General features: G+C 71.8%; 15 protein-coding genes. 12 read left to right on the plus strand and 3 right to left on the minus strand.

Features of this window, described 5'->3' with window-relative positions; translation table 11 throughout:
• Nucleotides 1–280 precede the first annotated feature (280 nt).
• The 3 genes from cobT (at nt 281) to ABZ622_RS06495 (ending at nt 4,033) form a co-directional block, all read left to right on the plus strand.
• Complete coding sequence (cobT, locus tag ABZ622_RS06485; protein ID WP_360540963.1) at nt 281–1,387, plus strand: nicotinate-nucleotide--dimethylbenzimidazole phosphoribosyltransferase; 1,107 nt, start codon at nt 281–283, stop codon at nt 1,385–1,387.
• 88 nt (nt 1,388–1,475) lie between these two features.
• Complete coding sequence (locus ABZ622_RS06490; protein ID WP_360540965.1) at nt 1,476–3,278, plus strand: phosphatidylglycerol lysyltransferase domain-containing protein; 1,803 nt, start codon at nt 1,476–1,478, stop codon at nt 3,276–3,278.
• Entirely contained in the window at nt 3,275–4,033 is a 759-nt protein-coding gene (locus ABZ622_RS06495) for a hypothetical protein (RefSeq protein WP_360540967.1), read from the plus strand. Before ABZ622_RS06490 ends, ABZ622_RS06495 begins: the two co-directional genes overlap by 4 nt.
• On the opposite strand, the gene ABZ622_RS06500 is transcribed toward ABZ622_RS06495, so the two are convergent.
• Nucleotides 3,937–4,698, minus strand: a complete 762-nt coding sequence (locus tag ABZ622_RS06500) for a hypothetical protein (protein WP_360540969.1) — start codon at nt 4,696–4,698, stop codon at nt 3,937–3,939. The genes ABZ622_RS06495 and ABZ622_RS06500 overlap by 97 nt on opposite strands.
• Before the next feature lie 88 nt (nt 4,699–4,786).
• Between ABZ622_RS06500 and cobS the strand changes: the two genes are divergently transcribed.
• Nucleotides 4,787–5,566 (plus strand): adenosylcobinamide-GDP ribazoletransferase, encoded by a 780-nt coding sequence (gene cobS, locus ABZ622_RS06505; protein ID WP_360540971.1) that lies wholly within the window; start codon nt 4,787–4,789, stop codon nt 5,564–5,566.
• On the opposite strand, the gene ABZ622_RS06510 is transcribed toward cobS, so the two are convergent.
• Nucleotides 5,563–6,402, minus strand: a complete 840-nt coding sequence (locus tag ABZ622_RS06510) for an endo alpha-1,4 polygalactosaminidase (RefSeq protein WP_360540973.1) — start codon at nt 6,400–6,402, stop codon at nt 5,563–5,565. The two genes, cobS and ABZ622_RS06510, sit on opposite strands and share 4 nt — an antisense overlap.
• 270 nt (nt 6,403–6,672) lie before the next feature.
• Between ABZ622_RS06510 and ABZ622_RS06515 the strand changes: the two genes are divergently transcribed.
• The 7 genes from ABZ622_RS06515 to ABZ622_RS06545 all read left to right on the plus strand — a co-directional run bounded on the left by ABZ622_RS06515 (nt 6,673) and on the right by ABZ622_RS06545 (nt 17,146).
• Nucleotides 6,673–8,229, plus strand: coding sequence for a leucyl aminopeptidase (locus ABZ622_RS06515; RefSeq protein WP_360540975.1), 1,557 nt, complete (start codon nt 6,673–6,675; stop codon nt 8,227–8,229).
• 328 nt (nt 8,230–8,557) lie between these two features.
• The gene (gene lpdA, locus ABZ622_RS06520; RefSeq protein WP_353788513.1) at nt 8,558–9,946 is read left to right on the plus strand and encodes a dihydrolipoyl dehydrogenase; all 1,389 of its coding nucleotides are present in this window, start codon (nt 8,558–8,560) and stop codon (nt 9,944–9,946) included.
• A 61-nt stretch (nt 9,947–10,007) separates the two neighbouring features.
• Nucleotides 10,008–11,807 (plus strand): 2-oxoglutarate dehydrogenase, E2 component, dihydrolipoamide succinyltransferase, encoded by a 1,800-nt coding sequence (sucB, locus tag ABZ622_RS06525; RefSeq protein WP_360540977.1) that lies wholly within the window; start codon nt 10,008–10,010, stop codon nt 11,805–11,807.
• Between the two features lie 139 nt (nt 11,808–11,946).
• Nucleotides 11,947–12,570: a GntR family transcriptional regulator gene (locus ABZ622_RS06530; RefSeq protein WP_124718089.1), complete on the plus strand. Its 624-nt coding sequence runs from the start codon at nt 11,947–11,949 to the stop codon at nt 12,568–12,570.
• 262 nt (nt 12,571–12,832) lie between these two features.
• Entirely contained in the window at nt 12,833–15,502 is a 2,670-nt protein-coding gene (aceE, locus tag ABZ622_RS06535; RefSeq protein ID WP_360540980.1) for a pyruvate dehydrogenase (acetyl-transferring), homodimeric type, read from the plus strand.
• An 89-nt stretch (nt 15,503–15,591) separates the two neighbouring features.
• Entirely contained in the window at nt 15,592–16,563 is a 972-nt protein-coding gene (locus tag ABZ622_RS06540) for a YafY family protein (protein ID WP_360540982.1), read from the plus strand.
• Nucleotides 16,564–16,624: 61 nt separating this feature from the next.
• Nucleotides 16,625–17,146, plus strand: a complete 522-nt coding sequence (locus ABZ622_RS06545; RefSeq protein ID WP_360541040.1) for a DUF4240 domain-containing protein — start codon at nt 16,625–16,627, stop codon at nt 17,144–17,146.
• A 22-nt stretch (nt 17,147–17,168) separates the two neighbouring features.
• Here ABZ622_RS06545 and ABZ622_RS06550 read toward each other — a convergent pair whose 3' ends face one another.
• Nucleotides 17,169–17,939 carry an SDR family oxidoreductase gene (locus ABZ622_RS06550; protein WP_360540984.1) on the minus strand — a complete coding sequence of 257 codons (771 nt, stop codon included), beginning with the start codon at nt 17,937–17,939 and terminating at the stop codon, nt 17,169–17,171.
• A 158-nt stretch (nt 17,940–18,097) separates the two neighbouring features.
• Here ABZ622_RS06550 and ABZ622_RS06555 point away from each other — a divergent pair, with 158 nt between their 5' ends.
• Nucleotides 18,098–18,733, plus strand: coding sequence for a TetR family transcriptional regulator (locus ABZ622_RS06555; RefSeq protein WP_360540986.1), 636 nt, complete (start codon nt 18,098–18,100; stop codon nt 18,731–18,733).
• The last annotated feature ends 12 nt before the right edge of the window (nt 18,734–18,745 follow it).

The raw sequence follows: 18,745 nt of genomic DNA on the forward strand, positions 1-18,745 counted from the left end.
CGGCCGCAGGGGCATCGTGCCGACCGGGCGCCGGAAACGCGGCGGGTACTGTTCCGCAGTAACGACCTCACCCGCGATTGTCAGCGGGAGAAGGAGCGGCGCCTGAGGCCTTCGAATCCAAGGCGGAGGAGGGAGTGATGGCGGAGCCATCGCGACTGACGACAACGCCGGGGGCGGAGGTCCCCGGCGCCGCGACGCCGCTGCCGATCGCGGGTGGGGTCGTAGCCCGCCGCCGGGCTCACCGGCCCACTCGACGCATCGACCCGCGAGGCAGACCCCCGTGAATCTGGACGACTTCTCCGATCTGATCGAACGCCCCGACGGCGGCGTACGGCGCGATGCCGAGGAACGGCGGGAGCGCCGGACCGTTCCCGTCGGCGCCCTCGGCCGCCTGGACGAGCTGGGCGAATGGCTCTCGGCCGCGCAGCAGTCCGTGCCGGTCAAGACGATCGAGCAGCCGCGCGTGGTGCTCTTCGCCGGTGATCACGGGGTCGCCGGACTGGATGTCTCCGGGCGTCCCGCTGGGAGCGCGTACGAGCTGGTGCGGGCCACCCTGGAGGGTGCGACGCCGCTCGCGGTGCTGGCCCGGCAGTTCTCCGTACCGGTACGGATCGTCGACGCCGGTCTGGACTGCGATCCGGAGCTGCTGCCCGAGCCGGTGGCGCGTCATCGGGTGCGGCGGGGCAGTGGCCGGATCGACATCGAGGACGCGCTGACGGCCGAGGAGGCCGAGCGGGCGGTACGGCTCGGCATCGCGATCGCCGACGAGGAGGCCGACTCGGGCACCGATCTGGTGGTGCTCGGCGATCTGAGCGTGGGCGGGACCACGGCCGCGGCCACCCTGATCGCGGCGCTGTGCGGTACGGACGCCTCGGTGGTCACCGGGCGCGGTGGCGCGGGCATCGACGACCTGGCGTGGATGCGCAAGTGCGCGGCGATCCGGGACGCGCTGCGGCGGGCCCGGCCGGTCCTCGGTGACCAGCTGGAGCTGCTGGCCACGGTGGGCGGGGCGGATCTGGCGGCGATGACCGGGTTCCTGTTGCAGTGCGCGGTGCGCAGGCTGCCGGTGATCCTGGACGGCGTGGTCTCCGCGGCCTGTGCACTGGTGGGCCAGCGGGCCGCCTTCCGGGCGCCGGACTGGTGGCTGGCGGGTCAGGCGAGCGGCGAGCCGGCCCAGGCCAAGGCGCTGGACCGGATGGCGCTCAACCCGCTGCTGGACCACGGCGTCATCGTGGGAGAAGGAAGCGGGGCACTGCTCGCACTTCCGCTCGTCCGGGCCGCGGCCGCACTCGCGGCCGAACTGCCCGAGCGCGACCCCGTCGCCGAGGAGAAGGACGGCGCCGACGAGGGAGCCGGGGCCGGGGCCGCGTACGGCGACGCGACCTGAGCCTCACGGACCGGCACCGCTGCGGCCGTCGAACACCGGCCGCAGCGCAGTCCCTCATGCAGTGCGATGCACCATATGATCGCTTTTCATGGGAGAGGTCCAATTGGCCACCGACGAATCCGGGCGGGACTCCGTCCGGTCACCGAGCACCGTCCGGTCACGGCGCAGCGCGGCATTCACCATCTGGTACCTGCGCGTCGTGTCGTTCATCAATTTCCTGAGCGCCGTCTGGGTCACGCTCGGAAACGATCTGCGCCGCCACAACACGGAGAACTACTTCACCCCGTACCTGCTCACCGCGGGCTTCTCCTCCGGGGTCGTCGCACTCTTCCTGGCGGTCACCATGCGCCGCCGCAAGCGGGCCGCCTGGATCGTGAACATGGTGGTGAGCGGCCTGCTGCTGCTCCTCTTCGCCCTGGTGATCGCGTTCCCGGAGGTCCGGCGGTATCCGCAGAACTGGATCTCGCTGGCGCTGACCGCCGCCTTCGTCCTGGCCCTGATCCTCGGCCGGCGCGAGTTCTACGCGAAGGGCGACCGGTCCAACCCGAAGCTGGCGGCCGTCGTCGCGGTCGGCGGGCTGCTGGTCACCTCGCTGCTCGCCGCGGGCCTGGTCACCCTCACCAACACCGCGTCCGACGGCTACCGGGCGTCCTTCCTGGACCGCTGGCGCTACGGGGCGCTGAGGCTGGTCTCGGTCGCCGACAACGACGCCACCTTCCCCGGGATCACCGCCCCCGGCTGGGTCAACGTCACCATCAACGTGCTCTCCACGCTGCTGCTGATCGCCGTCGTGTACGCGGCGTTCCGGTCCCGCCGGGCCGTCGACCCGATCACCCCCGAGGACGAGACCCGGCTCCGCGCACTGCTGGAGAAGCACGGCGAGCGCGACTCGCTCGGCTACTTCTCGCTGCGCCGGGAGAAGAGCGTCATCTGGTCCCCGACCGGAAAGGCAGCCGTCACCTACCGGGTGGTGAGCGGGGTCTCGCTCGCCTCCGGTGATCCCATCGGCGACCCGGAGGCCTGGCCGGGGGCGATCGAGCCGTGGCTGGCCGAGGCCCGCGAGCACGGCTGGATCCCGGCGGTGATGGGGGTGAGCGAGGAGGGCGGCACGATCTACGCACGGCACGGCCTCGACGCCCTGGAACTGGGCGACGAAGCGATCGTGGAGACCGCCGAGTTCACCCTGGAGGGGCGGGCGATGCGCACCGTCCGCCAGGCGTACAACCGGGTCCGGCGCGCCGGGTACGAGGTGACCGTCCGCCGCCACGCGGACATCCCCGAGGCGGAGATGGCCGAACTGGTGCGGCGCGCCGACGACTGGCGCGACGGGGCGACCGAACGCGGCTTCTCGATGGCGCTGGGCCGGCTCGGCGATCCGGCGGACGGCCGGTGCGTGATGCTCGAATGCCGCAACGCCCCCACCGAGGAGGGCGCCCCGGGCGAGCTGCGCGCCGTACTGAGCTTCGTGCCCTGGGGGCCGAACGGCCTCTCGCTGGACCTGATGCGCCGTGACCGGGACGCGGAGAACGGGCTGATGGAGTTCATGGTCATCGAACTCCTCCAGCGCGCCCAGGAGATCGGGATCACGCAGGTCTCGCTGAACTTCGCGATGTTCCGGTCCGTCTTCGAGCGTGGTTCGCGGCTCGGCGCCGGACCGGTGCTGAGGCTGTGGCGCTCGATGCTCAGTTTCTTCTCGCGCTGGTGGCAGATCGAGTCGCTGTACCGCGCCAACGCCAAGTACCGGCCGATCTGGGAGCCCCGCTTCATGCTGTTCGAGAAGAGCTCGGACCTGCTGCGCATCGGTGTCGCGGCGGGCCGCGCCGAAGGGTTCCTGGAGGCGCCCGGTCTGCCCAAGTGGCTGCACCGCTCGCATCTCGGGGCCGATGGATGAGACCCGTGCGCGCACTGCGCCGGGCGGCCCGTCGCGAGTGGGGTCCGCTGTCGGCGGCCGTACGCGCGGCGCTCACCGCCGACCGGCTGTGGGCGATCCCGATGACGGTCGCCGCGGTCTGTCTGACGGCGCTGCTCCACGCGCTGCAGCAGTACTCATGGGGTCTCGGGGTGGTGCACGGCCTCGGGGCCGTGCAGGCCGAGGACCCGCTGCCGCTCTCCCTGCTGCGTACGCCGTTGTCGCTGTTCGTGCCGGCGCCGGACCTGCCGGTCTGGGGGGCGCTGGCGCAGATCCTGGTGGTGTTCGGCACCGCCGAGATCTGCCTGGGCCGGTGGCGCACGCTGCTGATCGCGTACGTGGCGACGCTGTCCGGGACGCTGTACGCGCGGATCGGTGTCGCGCTCGGCCCGGACGGGCTGTTCGGGCTGCCGGCCTCGGACGCCCGGATCGTCGACACCGGGCCGTCCGCGGCGGTGGTCGGCCTCGCCGTCTACCTCTGTTACCTCTACCGGGCCCGCTTCACCGGGGCGCTGGTCGTCGCGGCGATGGTGGCCGAGGTGGTCCTGAAGAACAATCTGGCGGGCAAGGAGCACCTGGTGGCGATCGCCGCGGTCCTCGTGCTGTGCGCGTACACGGCCCGCCGGGACCGGCCTCGGGATCAGGAATCTCGTCCGGGGAGCGGCACCCGGTCCGGTGCGCCGCCGATCAGATCCTCGAATCTGCGCCGCGGGCCCACCCAGCGCACATCGTGGTGATAGGCGCGCAGCACGGACCGGGCGCGGGCCCGGTGGCGGTTGCGGTAGAAGCGCCTGGCCCACATCGACGTCGGACGGGCCAGCCGGACCGCCCCGATCAGCGCGACGAACGGGACGAGCGTGCCGACGACCGCGAGCCGTGCCTTTCCCTTGAAGAGCGCGATCAGCACGAAGCAGAAGTTGACGACCAGGGTCAGGATCACGCCGAGCCGGTCCTGCTGCTCGTCGCTGCTCAGCTCGTTCACGCCGAGCGGTGAGAACCCGGCCAGGACGAGCAGGACCAGCGCCGCGGTGAGGACCACCACCTCCACGCTCTGGCGGCCCTCCTCGGTCCAGTACACGTCGTCGAGATGGAGGATCAGGGCGAATTCGTCCAGCACCAGCCCCGCGCCCATGCCGAAGACCACGGCCCAGATCCCCGCGGCGACGCCCTCCCGTCCGCTGGCGACCGCGCCGAAACCGCCGACGACGCTCAGCACCACCCCGGGAACCACGTGGTGGATGTGCATACCGCCGGGCGTGATGTTGCGGAACGGGCCCTTCCCCGCCCGGATCATCCGCGTGATGAGCCGGGTGATCGCGAAGGTGAGCACGAAGGCGGCCAGGGCGAGCAGCAGCGGCAGCTTTCCCGGCTCGACAATGTTCCGATCGAACCAGTGACCCATGCCACCCACTCCCGATAAGCCGCTTCTGTACTGATCTGTCGCGTTTCGAGCAATCTATCGGCCGGACGCACCGATTAGCCTGCGCGCCGTGACCTCCCTGAACAGCCACGGCATCCGTTTCGCCTTCGGCACCCTGACCGTGCTCCCCGTCCGCGTCACCCGCTGGGACCGCGAGACCGCCCGTGCCGGAATGCTGTGCGCGCCGCTCGCCGGCCTCGTCGTGGGGCTGCTCGCGGCGGCGGCCGGCGGCCTGTCGCTGCTGCTCGGCTCGGGGCCGCTGCTCGCCGCGGTCGCCTCGGCCGCCGTGCCCGCCGCGCTGACCCGGGGGCTGCATCTGGACGGTCTCGCGGACACCGCCGACGGCCTGGGCAGCGGCAAGCCCGCCGACGACGCCCTGCGGATCATGAAGCAGTCGGACATTGGGCCGTTCGGGGTGATCACCCTGCTGTTCGTGCTGCTGGCCCAGGTCGCCGCGCTGGCCGAGCTGTACGGGCGGGGCTGGGCGTACGGCGCGGTGGCGGCGGCCGTCGCCGCGGTCACCGCCCGGCTCGCGCTCACCCTGGCCTCCCGCCGGGGCGTGCCGCCGGCCCGTCCGGAGGGGCTGGGCGCGGCCGTGGCGGGGACGGTCACGGGGCGGGGCGCGGTGTCGGTCGGGGCCGTGGTGGTCGCGGGCTGCGCGGGGGCCGGTGCGCTGCTCGGCGGGTACGGGGCGCTGCACCACGCGCTGGCCGCGGTGGCCGCGCTCGGGGTCGCCCAGCTCCTGCTGCGGCACTGTGTGCGGCGCTTCGGCGGAGTGACCGGTGATGTGTTCGGCGCGCTGGCGGAGACGGCGGCCACGGCGGCCCTGGTGGCCCTGACGTTCGGTTAGCCGTTCTGCGCGCGGCCCTTCGGGCACTCCTGGCGCCACACGCCGAGTTCGTACTTCTTCAGCAGGGAGCTGAGCCCCAGCCGCCGCGACCCGGCGCAGAACCGGGCGACGGGCAGCTCGTACTCGACGTGGAAGACGGCCTTGCCCGCCTTCACGAACGGGGTGAGCTCCTCGCACTCGTCGTACTGCGCGCACTGCTCGTTGACCGCGAAGTCGAAGTCCGGCTCCAGCTCCGGGATCTGCCCGAGGTCGTTCTTCAGGCCGACGGCGAGTCCGTGGCGGTGGGCGATCCGGGCGATGAGCCGGTTGTAGCGCAGCTGGTCGGCGGCGGTCAGCGGGAAGCCGGTGCGGTTGCGGTAGCCGTCCATGTTGTCGGGCTCCACCGCGTCGAACCCCTTGTCGGCGCACATCTCGATCCGCCGCTCCATCAGCGGCTCCAGGATGTCCGTGCGGCGGATGTCGAGCCAGTACTCGCCCTCCCAGCCGTTGCCCTTGCCGCGTACCGGGGCGGGGAACTTCTCGGCGTCCGGACGGAAGTCCTCCCAGGCGCCGGTGGAGAGGTAGCAGATCACCTTGCGGCCCCGGCGGTGCAGATCGTCGACCGCCGCGGCCCCGTGGTCGAAGCCGTCGATGTCGTACACCGGGACGTCCACCGTCGGATCCAGCCTGCCGGAGAGCTGCCACTGCCAGCGGGTGCCCGGTTCCGGCCGCCAGTGGTCCTTCCCGGCGGGTTCCGGCGCCGAGGTGCAGCCGGCCAGCAGGGCCAGCAGAATCAGTACGGCGACGGGCAGCGCCCGGCTGCCTCGCGTCACGCTCGCGACCCCATGGGCACGCATGGTTCTCCCCCCATAGGGTCTTTCACCTCCAACGACCCTATGTCCGCCCGCCCTTCCGGCCGCACGCGCCCCGGCCGCGCCGTCCGGGGCCGGGCCCGTGGCGCCACAACGAGCCACCGACGGCCCGCCGCCGTGTCCCCGCACCAGGGGCGCGCGTAGGCTCGTTCCCGGCACATTGCGGCGGCGTCTACGATGCGCCGGGCACGGTCGGCCACCCCCTCGACCAGCACAGACCGACAACGAACTCAACGGAAGCGAGATTTCACCACCGTGACTGCTCTCACTCTCAGCACTGCCGGTGCGGCGACGCTGCGCGCCGACGCACTCGTCGTCGGCGTCGCCAAGGGCTCTGGGTCCAAGGCTGGGAGTCTGGTCCTCGCACCGGGCTCCGAGGCCGTGGACAAGGCGTTCGACGGAAAGCTCGCCACCGTCCTGGAGGCCCTGGGCGCCGCGGGTGCCGAGGGCGAGGCGACCAAGCTCCCCGCACCCGCCGGCCTCAAGGTCCCGGTCGTCGTCGCGGTCGGGCTCGGCCCCGTCCCGCAGAAGGACGAGGCGTACGGCACCGAGGCGCTGCGCCGGGCCGCCGGTTCGGCCGCCCGCGCCCTGGCCGGCTCGAAGAAGGCCGGTTTCGCGCTGCCCGTCGCCTCCGCCGAGGACGCCGAGGCGATCGCCGAGGGCGCGCTCCTTGGCGCGTACGCCTTCACCGCGTACCAGGGCGGCGAGGACAAGGTCGCCCCCAAGGGCAAGAAGAACGGCAACGGCGTGAAGCCGCCGCTCGGCGAGGTCGCCCTGCTCGGCACCAAGCCGCGTGACAAGGCGTTCAAGGCGGCCGCCGAGCGCGCCGTCGCGCTGGCCGAGGAGATCAACCGCACCCGCGACCTGATCAACACCCCGCCGAACGACCTGTACCCCGAGTCCTTCGCCGCCGTGGCCACCGCCGCGGGCAAGGAGCACGGCATCAAGGTGCAGGTCCTCGACGAGAAGGCGCTCGTCAAGGGCGGCTTCGGCGGTCTGCTGGGCGTCGGCCAGGGCTCGACCCACGGCCCGCGTCTGGTGAAGCTCGCCTACACGCACCCGAAGGCGGAGAAGACCCTGGCCCTGGTCGGCAAGGGCATCACCTACGACTCGGGCGGCATCTCGCTGAAGCCGGCCGGCCACAACGAGACGATGAAGTGCGACATGAGCGGCGCCGCCGCCGTGTTCGCCGCCGTCGTCGCGGCCTCCCGCCTCGGCCTCCAGGTCAACGTGACCGGCTGGCTGGCGCTCGCCGAGAACATGCCGTCGGGCAACGCCACCCGCCCCGGTGACGTGCTGCGCATGTACAGCGGCAAGACCGTCGAGGTCCTCAACACGGACGCCGAGGGCCGGCTCGTCCTCGCCGACGCGCTGACCCGCGCCTCCGAGGAGAACCCGGACGCGATCGTCGACGTGGCGACCCTGACCGGCGCGATGGTGCTGGCGCTGGGCAACCGCACCTTCGGCATCATGGCGAACGACGACGCCTTCCGTACCTCCATCCACGAGATCGCCGAGGAGGTCGGCGAGGCCTCCTGGCCGATGCCGCTCCCCGCCGACCTGCGCAAGGGCATGGACTCCCCGACCGCCGACATCGCCAACATGGGCGAGCGGATGGGCGGCGGCCTGGTGGCCGGTCTGTTCCTCCAGGAGTTCGTGGGCGAGGGCATCGCCTGGGCGCACCTGGACATCGCCGGTCCGGCCTTCCACGAGGGCGCGCCGTACGGCTACACGCCCAAGGGCGGCACCGGCTCCGCGGTCCGCACGCTGGTCAGGCTGGCCGAGCGCACCGCCGCCGGGGACCTCGGCTGAGGCCTCGACCGTGACGTACGGCCCCGGGCATAGGTCCGGGGCCGTACGTGTTACGCCGATGGCATCGCCGCACGGATCCGGCCGGTTTCGCTCTCGACGAAATCAGTAGGGGTCTACGCAGCGGTAACCACCTGAGACGGATGATCATCCGTCTCAGACCCGGGCCCCGCGTCCCGCCCACCGTCAACAAGTGCGAAGATGGGTTCTCGGCAGGACAGGGCCCCCACCACAGGGCCGAATAACAAAAGCGGCCGAACACCAGCCGACCGGCCGGTCATCCCCCAGCGACGGGGCCCGGCGTACGGCGCACATGCATGGAGGACGTGACGTGGCGAACGACGCCAGCACCGTTTTCGACCTAGTGATCCTCGGCGGTGGTAGCGGCGGTTACGCCGCGGCCCTGCGCGGAGCGCAGCTGGGCCTGGACGTCGCTCTGATCGAGAAGGGCAAGGTCGGCGGCACCTGCCTGCACAACGGCTGTATCCCCACGAAGGCCCTGCTGCACGCCGGTGAGATCGCCGACCAGGCGCGCGAGTCCGAGCAGTTCGGTGTCAAGGCCACCTTCGAGGGCATCGACATCGACGCCGTCCACAAGTACAAGGACGACGTGATCTCGGGCCTGTACAAGGGTCTGCAGGGTCTCATCGCCTCGCGCAAGGTCACCTACATCGAGGGTGAGGGACGGCTCTCCTCCCCCACCTCGGTGGATGTGAACGGCCAGCGCGTCCAGGGCCGCCACGTGCTGCTCGCGACCGGCTCCGTGCCGAAGTCGCTGCCGGGCCTGGAGATCGACGGCAACCGCATCATCTCGTCGGACCACGCGCTCAAGCTGGACCGCGTCCCGAAGTCCGCGATCGTGCTGGGCGGCGGCGTCATCGGCGTCGAGTTCGCCTCGGCGTGGACGTCCTTCGGCACCGACGTGACGATCATCGAGGGCCTGAAGCACCTCGTCCCGGTCGAGGACGAGAACAGCTCGAAGCTTCTTGAGCGCGCGTTCCGCAAGCGCGGCATCAAGTTCAACCTCGGTACGTTCTTCCAGGGCGCCGAGTACACGCAGGACGGCGTCCGCGTGACCCTCGCCGACGGCAAGACCTTCGAGGCCGAGGTGCTGCTGGTCGCCATCGGCCGCGGCCCGGTCTCGCAGGGCCTGGGCTACGAGGAGGCCGGCGTCGCGATGGACCGCGGTTACGTCCTCGTCGACGAGTACATGCAGACCAACGTGCCCACCATCTCCGCCGTGGGCGACCTGGCCCCGACGCTCCAGCTCGCGCACGTCGGCTTCGCCGAGGGCATCCTGGTGGCGGAGCGGCTGGCCGGTCTGAAGACCGTTCCGATCGACTACGACGGTGTCCCGCGGGTGACGTACTGCCACCCCGAGGTCGCCTCCGTGGGCATCACCGAGGCCAAGGCCAAGGAGCTCTACGGCGCGGACAAGGTCGTCGCTCTGAAGTACAACCTCGCGGGCAACGGCAAGAGCAAGATCCTCAAGACCGCGGGCGAGATCAAGCTCGTCCAGGTCAAGGACGGTGCCGTGGTCGGCGTCCACATGGTCGGTGACCGTATGGGCGAGCAGGTCGGCGAAGCCCAGCTGATCTACAACTGGGAGGCGCTGCCCGCCGAGGTCGCGCAGCTCATCCACGCCCACCCGACCCAGAACGAGGCGATGGGCGAGGCCCACCTGGCCCTGGCCGGCAAGCCTCTGCACTCCCACGACTGATCCAGTCGACCGGGCGCGACGACCGACCACTTCCGCACTTTCGTAAGGAGCAACTGAAACCATGTCGGTTTCCGTAACCCTTCCGGCGCTCGGCGAGAGCGTCACCGAGGGCACTGTCACCCGCTGGCTGAAGGCCGAGGGCGAGCGCGTCGAGGCCGACGAGCCGTTGCTCGAGGTTTCGACCGACAAGGTCGACACCGAGATCCCGGCCCCCGCGGCCGGCATCCTGGCCGCCATCAAGGTCGCCGAGGACGAGACCGTCGAGGTCGGCGCCGAGCTGGCCATCATCGACGACGGCACGGGCGCGCCGGTGGCCGCCGCGGCTCCGGCCGCCGAGCCCGCGGCCGCCCCGGCTCCGGCCCCGGTCGCCGAGGCCCCGGCCGCCGCTCCGGCGCCCGCCGCCGAGGCCCCGGCCCCCGCCGCCGCACCGGCCGGTGGCGCCGCCGGTACCGACGTCACCCTCCCGGCGCTCGGCGAGAGCGTCACCGAGGGCACCGTCACCCGCTGGCTGAAGGAGGTCGGCGAGGAGGTCACGGAGGACGAGCCCCTCCTGGAGGTCTCCACGGACAAGGTCGACACCGAGATCCCGGCCCCGGTTTCCGGTGTGCTGCTGGAGATCGTCGTCGCCGAGGACGAGACCGCCGAGGTCGGCGCCAAGCTCGCCGTCATCGGTGCCGCGGGTGCTGCCCCGGCCGCCGCTCCGGCTCCGGCCGCACCGGCTCCCGTGGCCGCCCCGGCCCCGGCTCCGGTCGCCGCCGCCCCCGCGCCGGTCGCTCCGGCCGCCCCCGCTCCGGCTCCGGCCCCGGTGGCGCCCGCCGCCCCGGTCGCCGCTCCGGCTCCGATGGCCGCTGCTCCGGTCGCCGCTCCGGCTCCGGTCACCCCGGCCGCCCCGGCCGCCCCGGCTGCGACCTCCGGTGACGACGGCGCGTACGTCACGCCGCTGGTCCGCAAGCTCGCCGCCGAGAGCGGCGTCGACCTGGGCGCGGTCAAGGGCACCGGTGTCGGTGGCCGCATTCGCAAGCAGGACGTAGTGGACGCAGCCGCCGCCGCTGAGGCCGCCAGGGCCGCCGCGGCCGCCCCGGCTCCGGCCGCCGCCGTTGCTCCGGCCGCCTCGAAGGCGCCGAAGCTGGAGGCGTCCCCGCTGCGCGGTCAGACGGTCAAGATGACCCGCATGCGCAAGGTCATCGGCGAGAACATGATGAAGGCCCTGCACTCGCAGGCGCAGCTGACCTCGGTCGTCGAGGTCGATGTCACCAAGCTGATGAAGCTGCGCAACAAGGCGAAGGACGCGTTCGCCGCCCGCGAGGGCGTCAAGCTGTCCCCGATGCCGTTCTACGTCAAGGCGGCGGCCCAGGCGCTGAAGGCCCACCCGGTCGTCAACGCCCGGATCAACGAGGACGAGGGCACCATCACGTACTTCGACTCGGAGAACATCGGCATCGCCGTGGACGCCGAGAAGGGTCTGATGACCCCGGTCATCAAGGGTGCGGGCGACCTGAACATCGCCGGTATCTCGAAGAAGACCGCCGAGCTGGCCGGCAAGGCCCGCGGTGGCGGCCTGACGCCGGACGACATGTCCGGTGCCACCTTCACCATCAGCAACACCGGCTCGCGCGGTGCGCTGTTCGACACCGTCATCGTGCCGCCGAACCAGGCAGCCATCCTGGGCATCGGTGCCACGGTCAAGCGTCCGGCGGTCATCGAGACCGAGGAGGGCACCGTCATCGGTGTCCGCGACATGACGTACCTGTCGCTCTCCTACGACCACCGTCTGGTGGACGGCGCGGACGCCGCCCGTTACCTGACCTCGGTCAAGGCGATCCTGGAGGCCGGTGAGTTCGAGGTCGAGCTCGGCCTCTGAGCCCTCCGGCTGTAACCAGCCTCACCAGCGGCGCCCCCGTCCGGAACACTTCCGGACGGGGGCGCCGCCGTATTGTCTAGGGTCTGTCCGGCAATCGTGATGGTGCGGACAGCACCGGCTTGCCCAGAAGGAGCCCCTCATGACCCCGCCCGTCGTCCACTCGCTGCGCGAACAGATCCGCGAGCACATCGTGGACGGGATCGTCAGCGGGCGCTGGAAGCCCGGTGAGCGGATCGTGGAGCGCCGGATCGCCACCGAGCTGGAGGTCAGCCAGACGCCCGTGCGCGAGGCCCTGCGGGAGCTGGAGACGCTCCGGCTGATCGAGTCGGCGCCGAACAAGGGCGTGCGGGTCCGCAATCTCACCGCCGCCGACCTGGAGGAGAGCTATCCGGTGCGGGCCGGCCTGGAGCAGATCGCGGCGGAGCTGGCGGCGCCGGCCCTCGGCGAGGACTGCTCGCGCCTCACGCCGTACGTGACGGCGCTCTACGAGGCGGACCGGCTGGCCGACGGCGAGGCGCAGGTGCGGCACACCGTGGGCTTCCACCGCGAGATGGTGCGGGCCGCCGGGAACGCGGTGCTGCTGCACACCTGGGAGGGGCTGGGCATCGAGGTGTTCACGGCCCTGTCGATCCGGTGGCTGGGCACGGTGCAGAAGTCGTACGCGGAGGAGCACGAGGCGCTCATCGAGGCGTTCCTGCGCAAGGACCCGGACATCGGGGTACTGGCGAAGGCCCATGTGCTCGGCTGTGCGCCGCGCGCCTGAGGGCCGGGGCCGTACACATCTGTCGCGTGGGGTGCTCGCCCGTGCAGGCAGGCGCCCCATTTGTACGATAAATCCCGTCACTCCGTGCCTCATTCCGAGACACCCCATGCCACTTTCTTCATATCGAGAAGTTTTGCCCTTCACCCTTTGATCGATCATCGATCGGCGACTTAGAGTTCATCCGCGGGCCCACCGGCCCCATCGCCCTGTCCTGCCAGTCAGGGCCTTTCTCCACCCCCCTCCACTCCGGAAGGCGGCGATCATGACCGACCCCGTAGGAAAGCTTCCGAGCGAGCTCGACCAGCTCCCGGACCGTGACCCCGAGGAGACCGCCGAATGGGCGGCCTCCCTGGATGCCGTCACCAAGGCCGCGGGCCCGCACCGGGCCGCGTACCTGATGCGTCGTTCGCTCGAACACGCCGAGGGCGCCGGTCTCGCGCTGCCCAAGCTGCTGGAGACCGATTACGTCAACTCCATCCCGACCGCCGCCGAGCCCGAGTTCGACGGCGATCTGGAGATGGAGTCCAGGATCACCGCCTGGAACCGCTGGAACGCGGCCGCGATGGTCACCCGCGGCGCGCGCTACGGCGTCGGCGGCCACATCGCCACCTTCGCCTCGGCGGCCTGGCTGTACGAGACCGGCTTCAACCACTTCTTCCGCGGCAAGGAGGGGGACGGCTCCGGCGACCAGCTCTACATCCAGGGCCACGCCTCCCCCGGCATCTACGCCCGCGCCTTCCTCGACGGCCGGCTCAGCGAGCAGCAGCTCGACAACTTCCGCCAGGAGGCGGGCGGCGACGGCCTGCCGTCCTACCCGCACCCGCGGCGGCTGCCCTGGCTGTGGGAGTTCCCCACCGTGTCGATGGGCCTCGGCCCGCTGTCGGCGATCTACCAGGCGCGCTTCAACCGCTACCTCGCCAACCGCAGCATCAAGGACACGTCGAACTCGCACGTCTGGGCCTTCCTCGGCGACGGCGAGATGGACGAGCCCGAGTCGACCGCCGCCCTCGCGCTGGCGGCCCGTGAGGGTCTCGACAACCTGACCTTCGTCATCAACTGCAACCTGCAGCGCCTCGACGGCCCGGTCCGCGCCAACTTCCGCGTGGTCCAGGAGCTGGAGGGCGCGTTCCGCGGGGCCGGCTGGAACGTCGTCAAGACGCTCTGGGGCAACGCCTGGGACGAGCTGTTCCGGCTGGACACCACCGGTGCGCTGGTCCGCCGGCTCCGGGAGGTCCCGGACGCGCAGTTCCAGACGTACGCCACCCGCGACGTCGCGTACATCCGCGAGCACTTCTTCGGCGCCGAGCCCGCGCTCGCCGAGCTGGCGAAGCTGCTCACCGACGCGAAGATCGCCGAGTGCTTCTACACCTCGCGCGGCGGCCACGAGGCCCGCAAGGTGTACGCGGCGTACCGGGCGGCGCTGGCGCACAAGGGCGCGCCGACCGTGATCCTCGCCCAGACGGTGAAGGGCTTCACCCTCGGCAAGGGCTTCGAGTCCAAGAACGCCAACCACCAGATGAAGAAGCTCTCGGTGGACGAGTTCAAGGACATGCGCGAGCTGCTCGGACTCCCGATCCCGGACAGCGCCTTCGCCGACGGACTGGTGCCCTACGGCCACCCGGGCACCGACTCCCCCGAGGTCCGTTACCTCCAGGAGCGCCGGGCCGCCCTCGGTGGTCCCGCCCCGGCCCGCCGGGTGCACGCCGCGGCGCTGCCGCAGCCCGAGGAGCGCGCGTTCGCCGCGCTGAAGAAGGGCTCCGGCAAGCAGGAGATGGCCACGACCATGGCCTTCGTGCGCCTGGTCAAGGACCTGATGCGGGACAAGGAGACCGGCCGGCGCTGGGTTCCGATCGTCCCGGACGAGGCCCGTACCTTCGGTATGGAGTCGCTGTTCCCGTCGGCCGGCATCTACTCGCCGCTGGGCCAGACCTACGACCCGGTCGACCGCGACCAGCTGATGTACTACAAGGAGGCCAAGGACGGCCAGATCCTCAACGAGGGGATCACCGAGGCCGGGGCCATGGCGGACTTCATCGCCGCGTCGACGTCGTACGCGACGCACGGCGAGACGATGATCCCCTTCTACATCTTCTACTCGATGTTCGGCTGGCAGCGGACCGGCGACCAGTTCTGGCAGCTCGCCGACCAGCTCGGCAAGGGCTTCATCGTCGGCGCCACGGCGGGCCGTACGACGCTGACCGGTGAGGGTCTCCAGCACGCGGACGGCCACTCGCACCTGATCGCCTCGACGAACCCGGCGTCGCTCAACTACGACCCGGCGTTCGCGTACGAGATCGCGGTGATCGTCAAGGACGGTCTGCGGCGGATGTACGGCCCCGAGGCCGAGAACGTCTTCTACTACCTGACGGTCTACAACGAGCCGAAGCCGCAGCCCGCGATGCCGGAGGGCGTCGAGGAGGGCATCGTCAAGGGCCTGTACCGCTTCAAGGAGGGCACGCCCGCCTCGGCGGACGCCCCGCGGGCCCAGCTGCTGGCCTCCGGTACGGCGATCCACTGGGCGCTTGAGGCGCAGGAACTGCTGGCCGCGGACTGGGGTGTCACGGCCGACGTCTGGTCCGCCACCTCCTGGGGCGAGCTGCGCCGCGAGGCGCTGGAGTGCGACGAGGCGCTGCTCCGCGGTGAGCAGCGGGTGCCGTACGTGACCCGGGCGCTGGAGGGCGCACCGGGTCCGGTCGTCGCGGTCAGCGACTGGATGCGTCAGGTCCCGGACCAGATCAGCCAGTGGGTGGAGCAGGACTGGTCCTCGCTCGGCACGGACGGCTTCGGCCTCTCCGACACCCGCGGCGCGGCCCGCCGCCACTTCGGTGTCGACGCGCAGTCGATCGTGGTCGCGGCGCTGGCCCAGCTGGCCCGTCGCGGCGAGGTGACCGCGTCCGCGGTCAAGGAGGCCCGGGAGCGGTACGGGCTGTGATGTGACGGCGGCCGGGCACCTGCCCGGCCGCGTAGGACCGACCGGCGGTTGCCGGTCGGTCCTACGCGTTCTGCGGCCACAATGGCCGGATGCGCGCTGCCCGTCTGATCAGAATGGTTCTGCTCCTGCAGTCCCGCCCCGCCATGACCGCCGCCGAGCTCGCCCGTGAGCTGGAGGTGTCCGAGCGGACCGTGACCCGGGACGCGCAGGCGCTCTCGGAGGCGGGTGTCCCGGTGTACGCGGACCGGGGCCGGGCCGGGGGCTACCGGCTGGTCGGCGGCTACCGCACCCACCTGACCGGCCTGGCCCGGACCGAGGCCGAGGCGCTCTTCCTCTCCGGGCTGCCGTCCGCGCTGCGCGAGATGGGCCTGGAGGACGCCGGGTCCGCCGCCCGGCTCAAGGTGTCGGCGGCCCTGCTGCCCTCGTTGCGGGACGCCTCCGACAGTGCCGCCCGGCGCTTCCATCTGGACGCTCCCGGCTGGTACCAGGAGCCGGTCACCCCCGAGCTGCTGCCGGCCGTCGCCGAGGCCGTCTGGGGCGACCGGATCGTCCGTGCCCGCTACCGCCGCGGCGGCGCGGGCGACGAGGTGGAGCGGGAGCTGGCACCGTACGGGCTGGTCCTGAAGGCCGGGGTCTGGTACGTCTGCGCCCGGGTGGGGGACGACTTCCGGGTGTACCGGATCGACCGGTTCTCGTCCGTGACGGTGTCCGACGAGCGGTTCGAGCGCGACGAGCGGTTCGATCTGCCGGGTTTCTGGGGGGAGCGGGCCGCCCAGTTCGCCCGGTCGATCCTGCGGGCCGAGGTGACGGTACGGGTGTCGCCGGAGGGTGTACGCCGACTGCCGTACACCATGGACCGTTCGGCGGTCCGGGACGCCCTGGACGCGGCCGGCCCGCCCGATGCCGAGGGGTGGCTCACGCTCGCCCTGCGGGTCGAGTCCATGGAGGTCGCGTACAGCCAACTGCTGGGGCTGGGGCCGGAGTCGGAAGTGCTGGAGCCGGCCGCGCTGCGGGAGCGTTTCGCCACGGCCGCCGAACGCCTGAGCGGGCTCTATCGCTGAGGGTCGGTTCTGCCCGCGTCCGCGTGCGTGGCCGGCCGCCAGGGCCGATGCTTGAGCCGTGATGGACGAGACGGAGTTCTGGGAGCTCATCGACAGCACCCGCGCGGCCGCCGAGGGCGACCCCGAGGACCAGGCCGACCTGCTGGTCGAACGGCTGGTGCGGCTCGATCCCGATGCGGTGCTGGACTTCGCCCGGCACTTCGAGGCCCGTTTCAACCGCGCCTACCGCTGGGATCTGTGGGGCGCCGCCGCCGTGCTGCTCGGCGGTGCGAGCGACGACGCCTTCGACTTCTTCCGCTGCTGGCTGATCGGCCAGGGCCGGGAGGTCTTCGAGGGGGCGCTGCACGACCCGGACGGCCTGGCCGGTCTCCTCGACGACTTCGACGAGGAGATCGACGGGGACGCCGAGGACCTCGGCTACGCCGCCGACGAGGCGTACGAGCAGCTCACCGGCGTGGTCGCCCCGGACCTCGGCCTGCCGCCCCAGGCCGCCGAGCCCGAGGGGACGCCCCTGAGCTTCGAGGACGACGCGGTCCTGGCGGAGCGCTTCCCCTCGCTCTGGGAGCGGTTCGGGCCCGGCTGAGGGGCGCGGGCGTGCCCTCGCCTCAGAAGTGGGTGCCGCCGTCGATCCGGATCTCCGTACCAGTGATGAAGGCCCCGTCCCGGGAACCGAGCATCGCGACGACGCCGGCGACGGTGTCCGGGCTGGCGAAGCCCGCGCCGAGCGCCGGGGACAGCTTCGCGAAGAGCGACATGTCGGCGTCGGCGGGCAGCCCCGGTCCGTTGCCGCTGGTCATGTCGGAGGAGATCGAGCCGGGCGCGACGGCGACGAACCGCAGCCCCTGCTTGCTGTACTCGCTCGCCAGCGCGTGCGTCATCGACTGGATGCCGCCCTTGCTCGCCGCGTAGGCCGACATGTAGGGGTGCGCGAAGCTCGCCGAGGTGGAGGAGAAGTTCACGACGGCCGGCTCGTCGCCCGCCAGCAGGGCCGGGACGGCCTCGCGGATCATCAGGAACGTACCCGTCAGGTTGACCGCGAGGATCTTGTTGAAGAACTCCAGCGTCGTCCTGTGGGTGTGCTCGGAGCGCAGGATCCCGGCCGCGTTGACCAGTACGTCGAGCCCGCCGAGGGTCTCCACCGCGGCGGCGACGCCGGCCCGGACCGCGGCCTCGTCCGAGATGTCCAGGACGAGGGTGGTGAGGCGCTCGGCGACACCGTTCGCCACGGCCGTCCCGTACGTGGCCTTCAGCCCGGCCTCGTTGACGTCGGCCGCGACGACGACGCCGCCCTCGGCGAGGACGCGGTGGACGGTGGCCTGTCCGATGCCGGAGCCGCCTCCGGTGACGAGTACGCGGCGGCCTTCGTAGCGGTTCATGTCTGTTCTCTCTTCCGATCCCGGTGACTGCTGTCACGAAGCGGCTCGGCGGCGCCCCGATGACGTCCCGATCTATGTCCACCGTACGCCTGGGTGGCACGATTTGCCACGATGGCATTTCGCGCACACTTCTGTCCTGCCGGGGTAATCTCCTGGGAATGAGCACCGAGCCGAGTCAGCCGTCCCTCACCGAGCGCCGGAAGGCCGCGACCCAGCTGGACATCGCGCGCGCCGCGGCCGCGCTCTTCGCCGAGCACGGGCCCGACGGCACCACGGCGGAGGACATCGCCGGCCGGGCGGGCGTGGCGCTGCGCACCTTCTACCGCTACTTCCGCTCCAAGCAGGACGCGGTGGGCCCGCTGCTCTCCGGCGGCGGCGAGCGCTGGCGGGCCCTGCTGGAGGCGGCCGACCCCGGGGAGCCGCTCGCCGGGATCCTGGAGCGGGCGGTCACCGAGGCGCTCCGGGTGCCGGGCGCGGACGCCGCCGAGCAGCTCGGCTGGACGCGCGGGCTGTTGCGGGCGGCGGCGCAGGACCCGGCGCTGCGCGCCGTCTGGTACCGGGTCAATCAGGATTCGGAGGAGCGGCTGCTGCCGGTGCTGGCCCGGCTGGCGGGCGACGGGGCGGACCCGCTGGAGGTCCGGCTCGCCGCGGCCGCCGCCACGGACGCGGTCCGGGTCGCGCTGGAGTCCTGGGCGCAGACGGACGCGCCGACGACCGGGCCCGGCTCACCCGCCGAACTGGCGGTGCGCTGCCTGCACGAACTCATGGGCGGCATGCGGCTGTTCAAGCCGTAGGCCGGCCGGTCC

The organism is Streptomyces sp. NPDC007164, assembly GCF_040634135.1.
Taxonomy (GTDB): domain Bacteria; phylum Actinomycetota; class Actinomycetes; order Streptomycetales; family Streptomycetaceae; genus Streptomyces; species Streptomyces sanglieri.

Excerpts from the sequence above, each read along its gene's own strand:
- ABZ622_RS06490 (WP_360540965.1), top strand. The coding sequence starts at position 1,476 with ATGGGAGAGGTCCAATTGGCCACCGACGAATCCGGGCGGGACTCCGTC.
- ABZ622_RS06495 (WP_360540967.1), top strand. The coding sequence starts at position 3,275 with ATGAGACCCGTGCGCGCACTGCGCCGGGCGGCCCGTCGCGAGTGGGGT.
- ABZ622_RS06500 (WP_360540969.1), bottom strand. The coding sequence starts at position 4,698 with ATGGGTCACTGGTTCGATCGGAACATTGTCGAGCCGGGAAAGCTGCCG.
- ABZ622_RS06510 (WP_360540973.1), bottom strand. The coding sequence starts at position 6,402 with ATGCGTGCCCATGGGGTCGCGAGCGTGACGCGAGGCAGCCGGGCGCTG.
- sucB (WP_360540977.1), top strand. The coding sequence starts at position 10,008 with ATGTCGGTTTCCGTAACCCTTCCGGCGCTCGGCGAGAGCGTCACCGAG.
- ABZ622_RS06530 (WP_124718089.1), top strand. The coding sequence starts at position 11,947 with ATGACCCCGCCCGTCGTCCACTCGCTGCGCGAACAGATCCGCGAGCAC.
- aceE (WP_360540980.1), top strand. The coding sequence starts at position 12,833 with ATGACCGACCCCGTAGGAAAGCTTCCGAGCGAGCTCGACCAGCTCCCG.
- ABZ622_RS06540 (WP_360540982.1), top strand. The coding sequence starts at position 15,592 with ATGCGCGCTGCCCGTCTGATCAGAATGGTTCTGCTCCTGCAGTCCCGC.
- ABZ622_RS06545 (WP_360541040.1), top strand. The coding sequence starts at position 16,625 with ATGGACGAGACGGAGTTCTGGGAGCTCATCGACAGCACCCGCGCGGCC.
- ABZ622_RS06550 (WP_360540984.1), bottom strand. The coding sequence starts at position 17,939 with ATGAACCGCTACGAAGGCCGCCGCGTACTCGTCACCGGAGGCGGCTCC.
- ABZ622_RS06555 (WP_360540986.1), top strand. The coding sequence starts at position 18,098 with ATGAGCACCGAGCCGAGTCAGCCGTCCCTCACCGAGCGCCGGAAGGCC.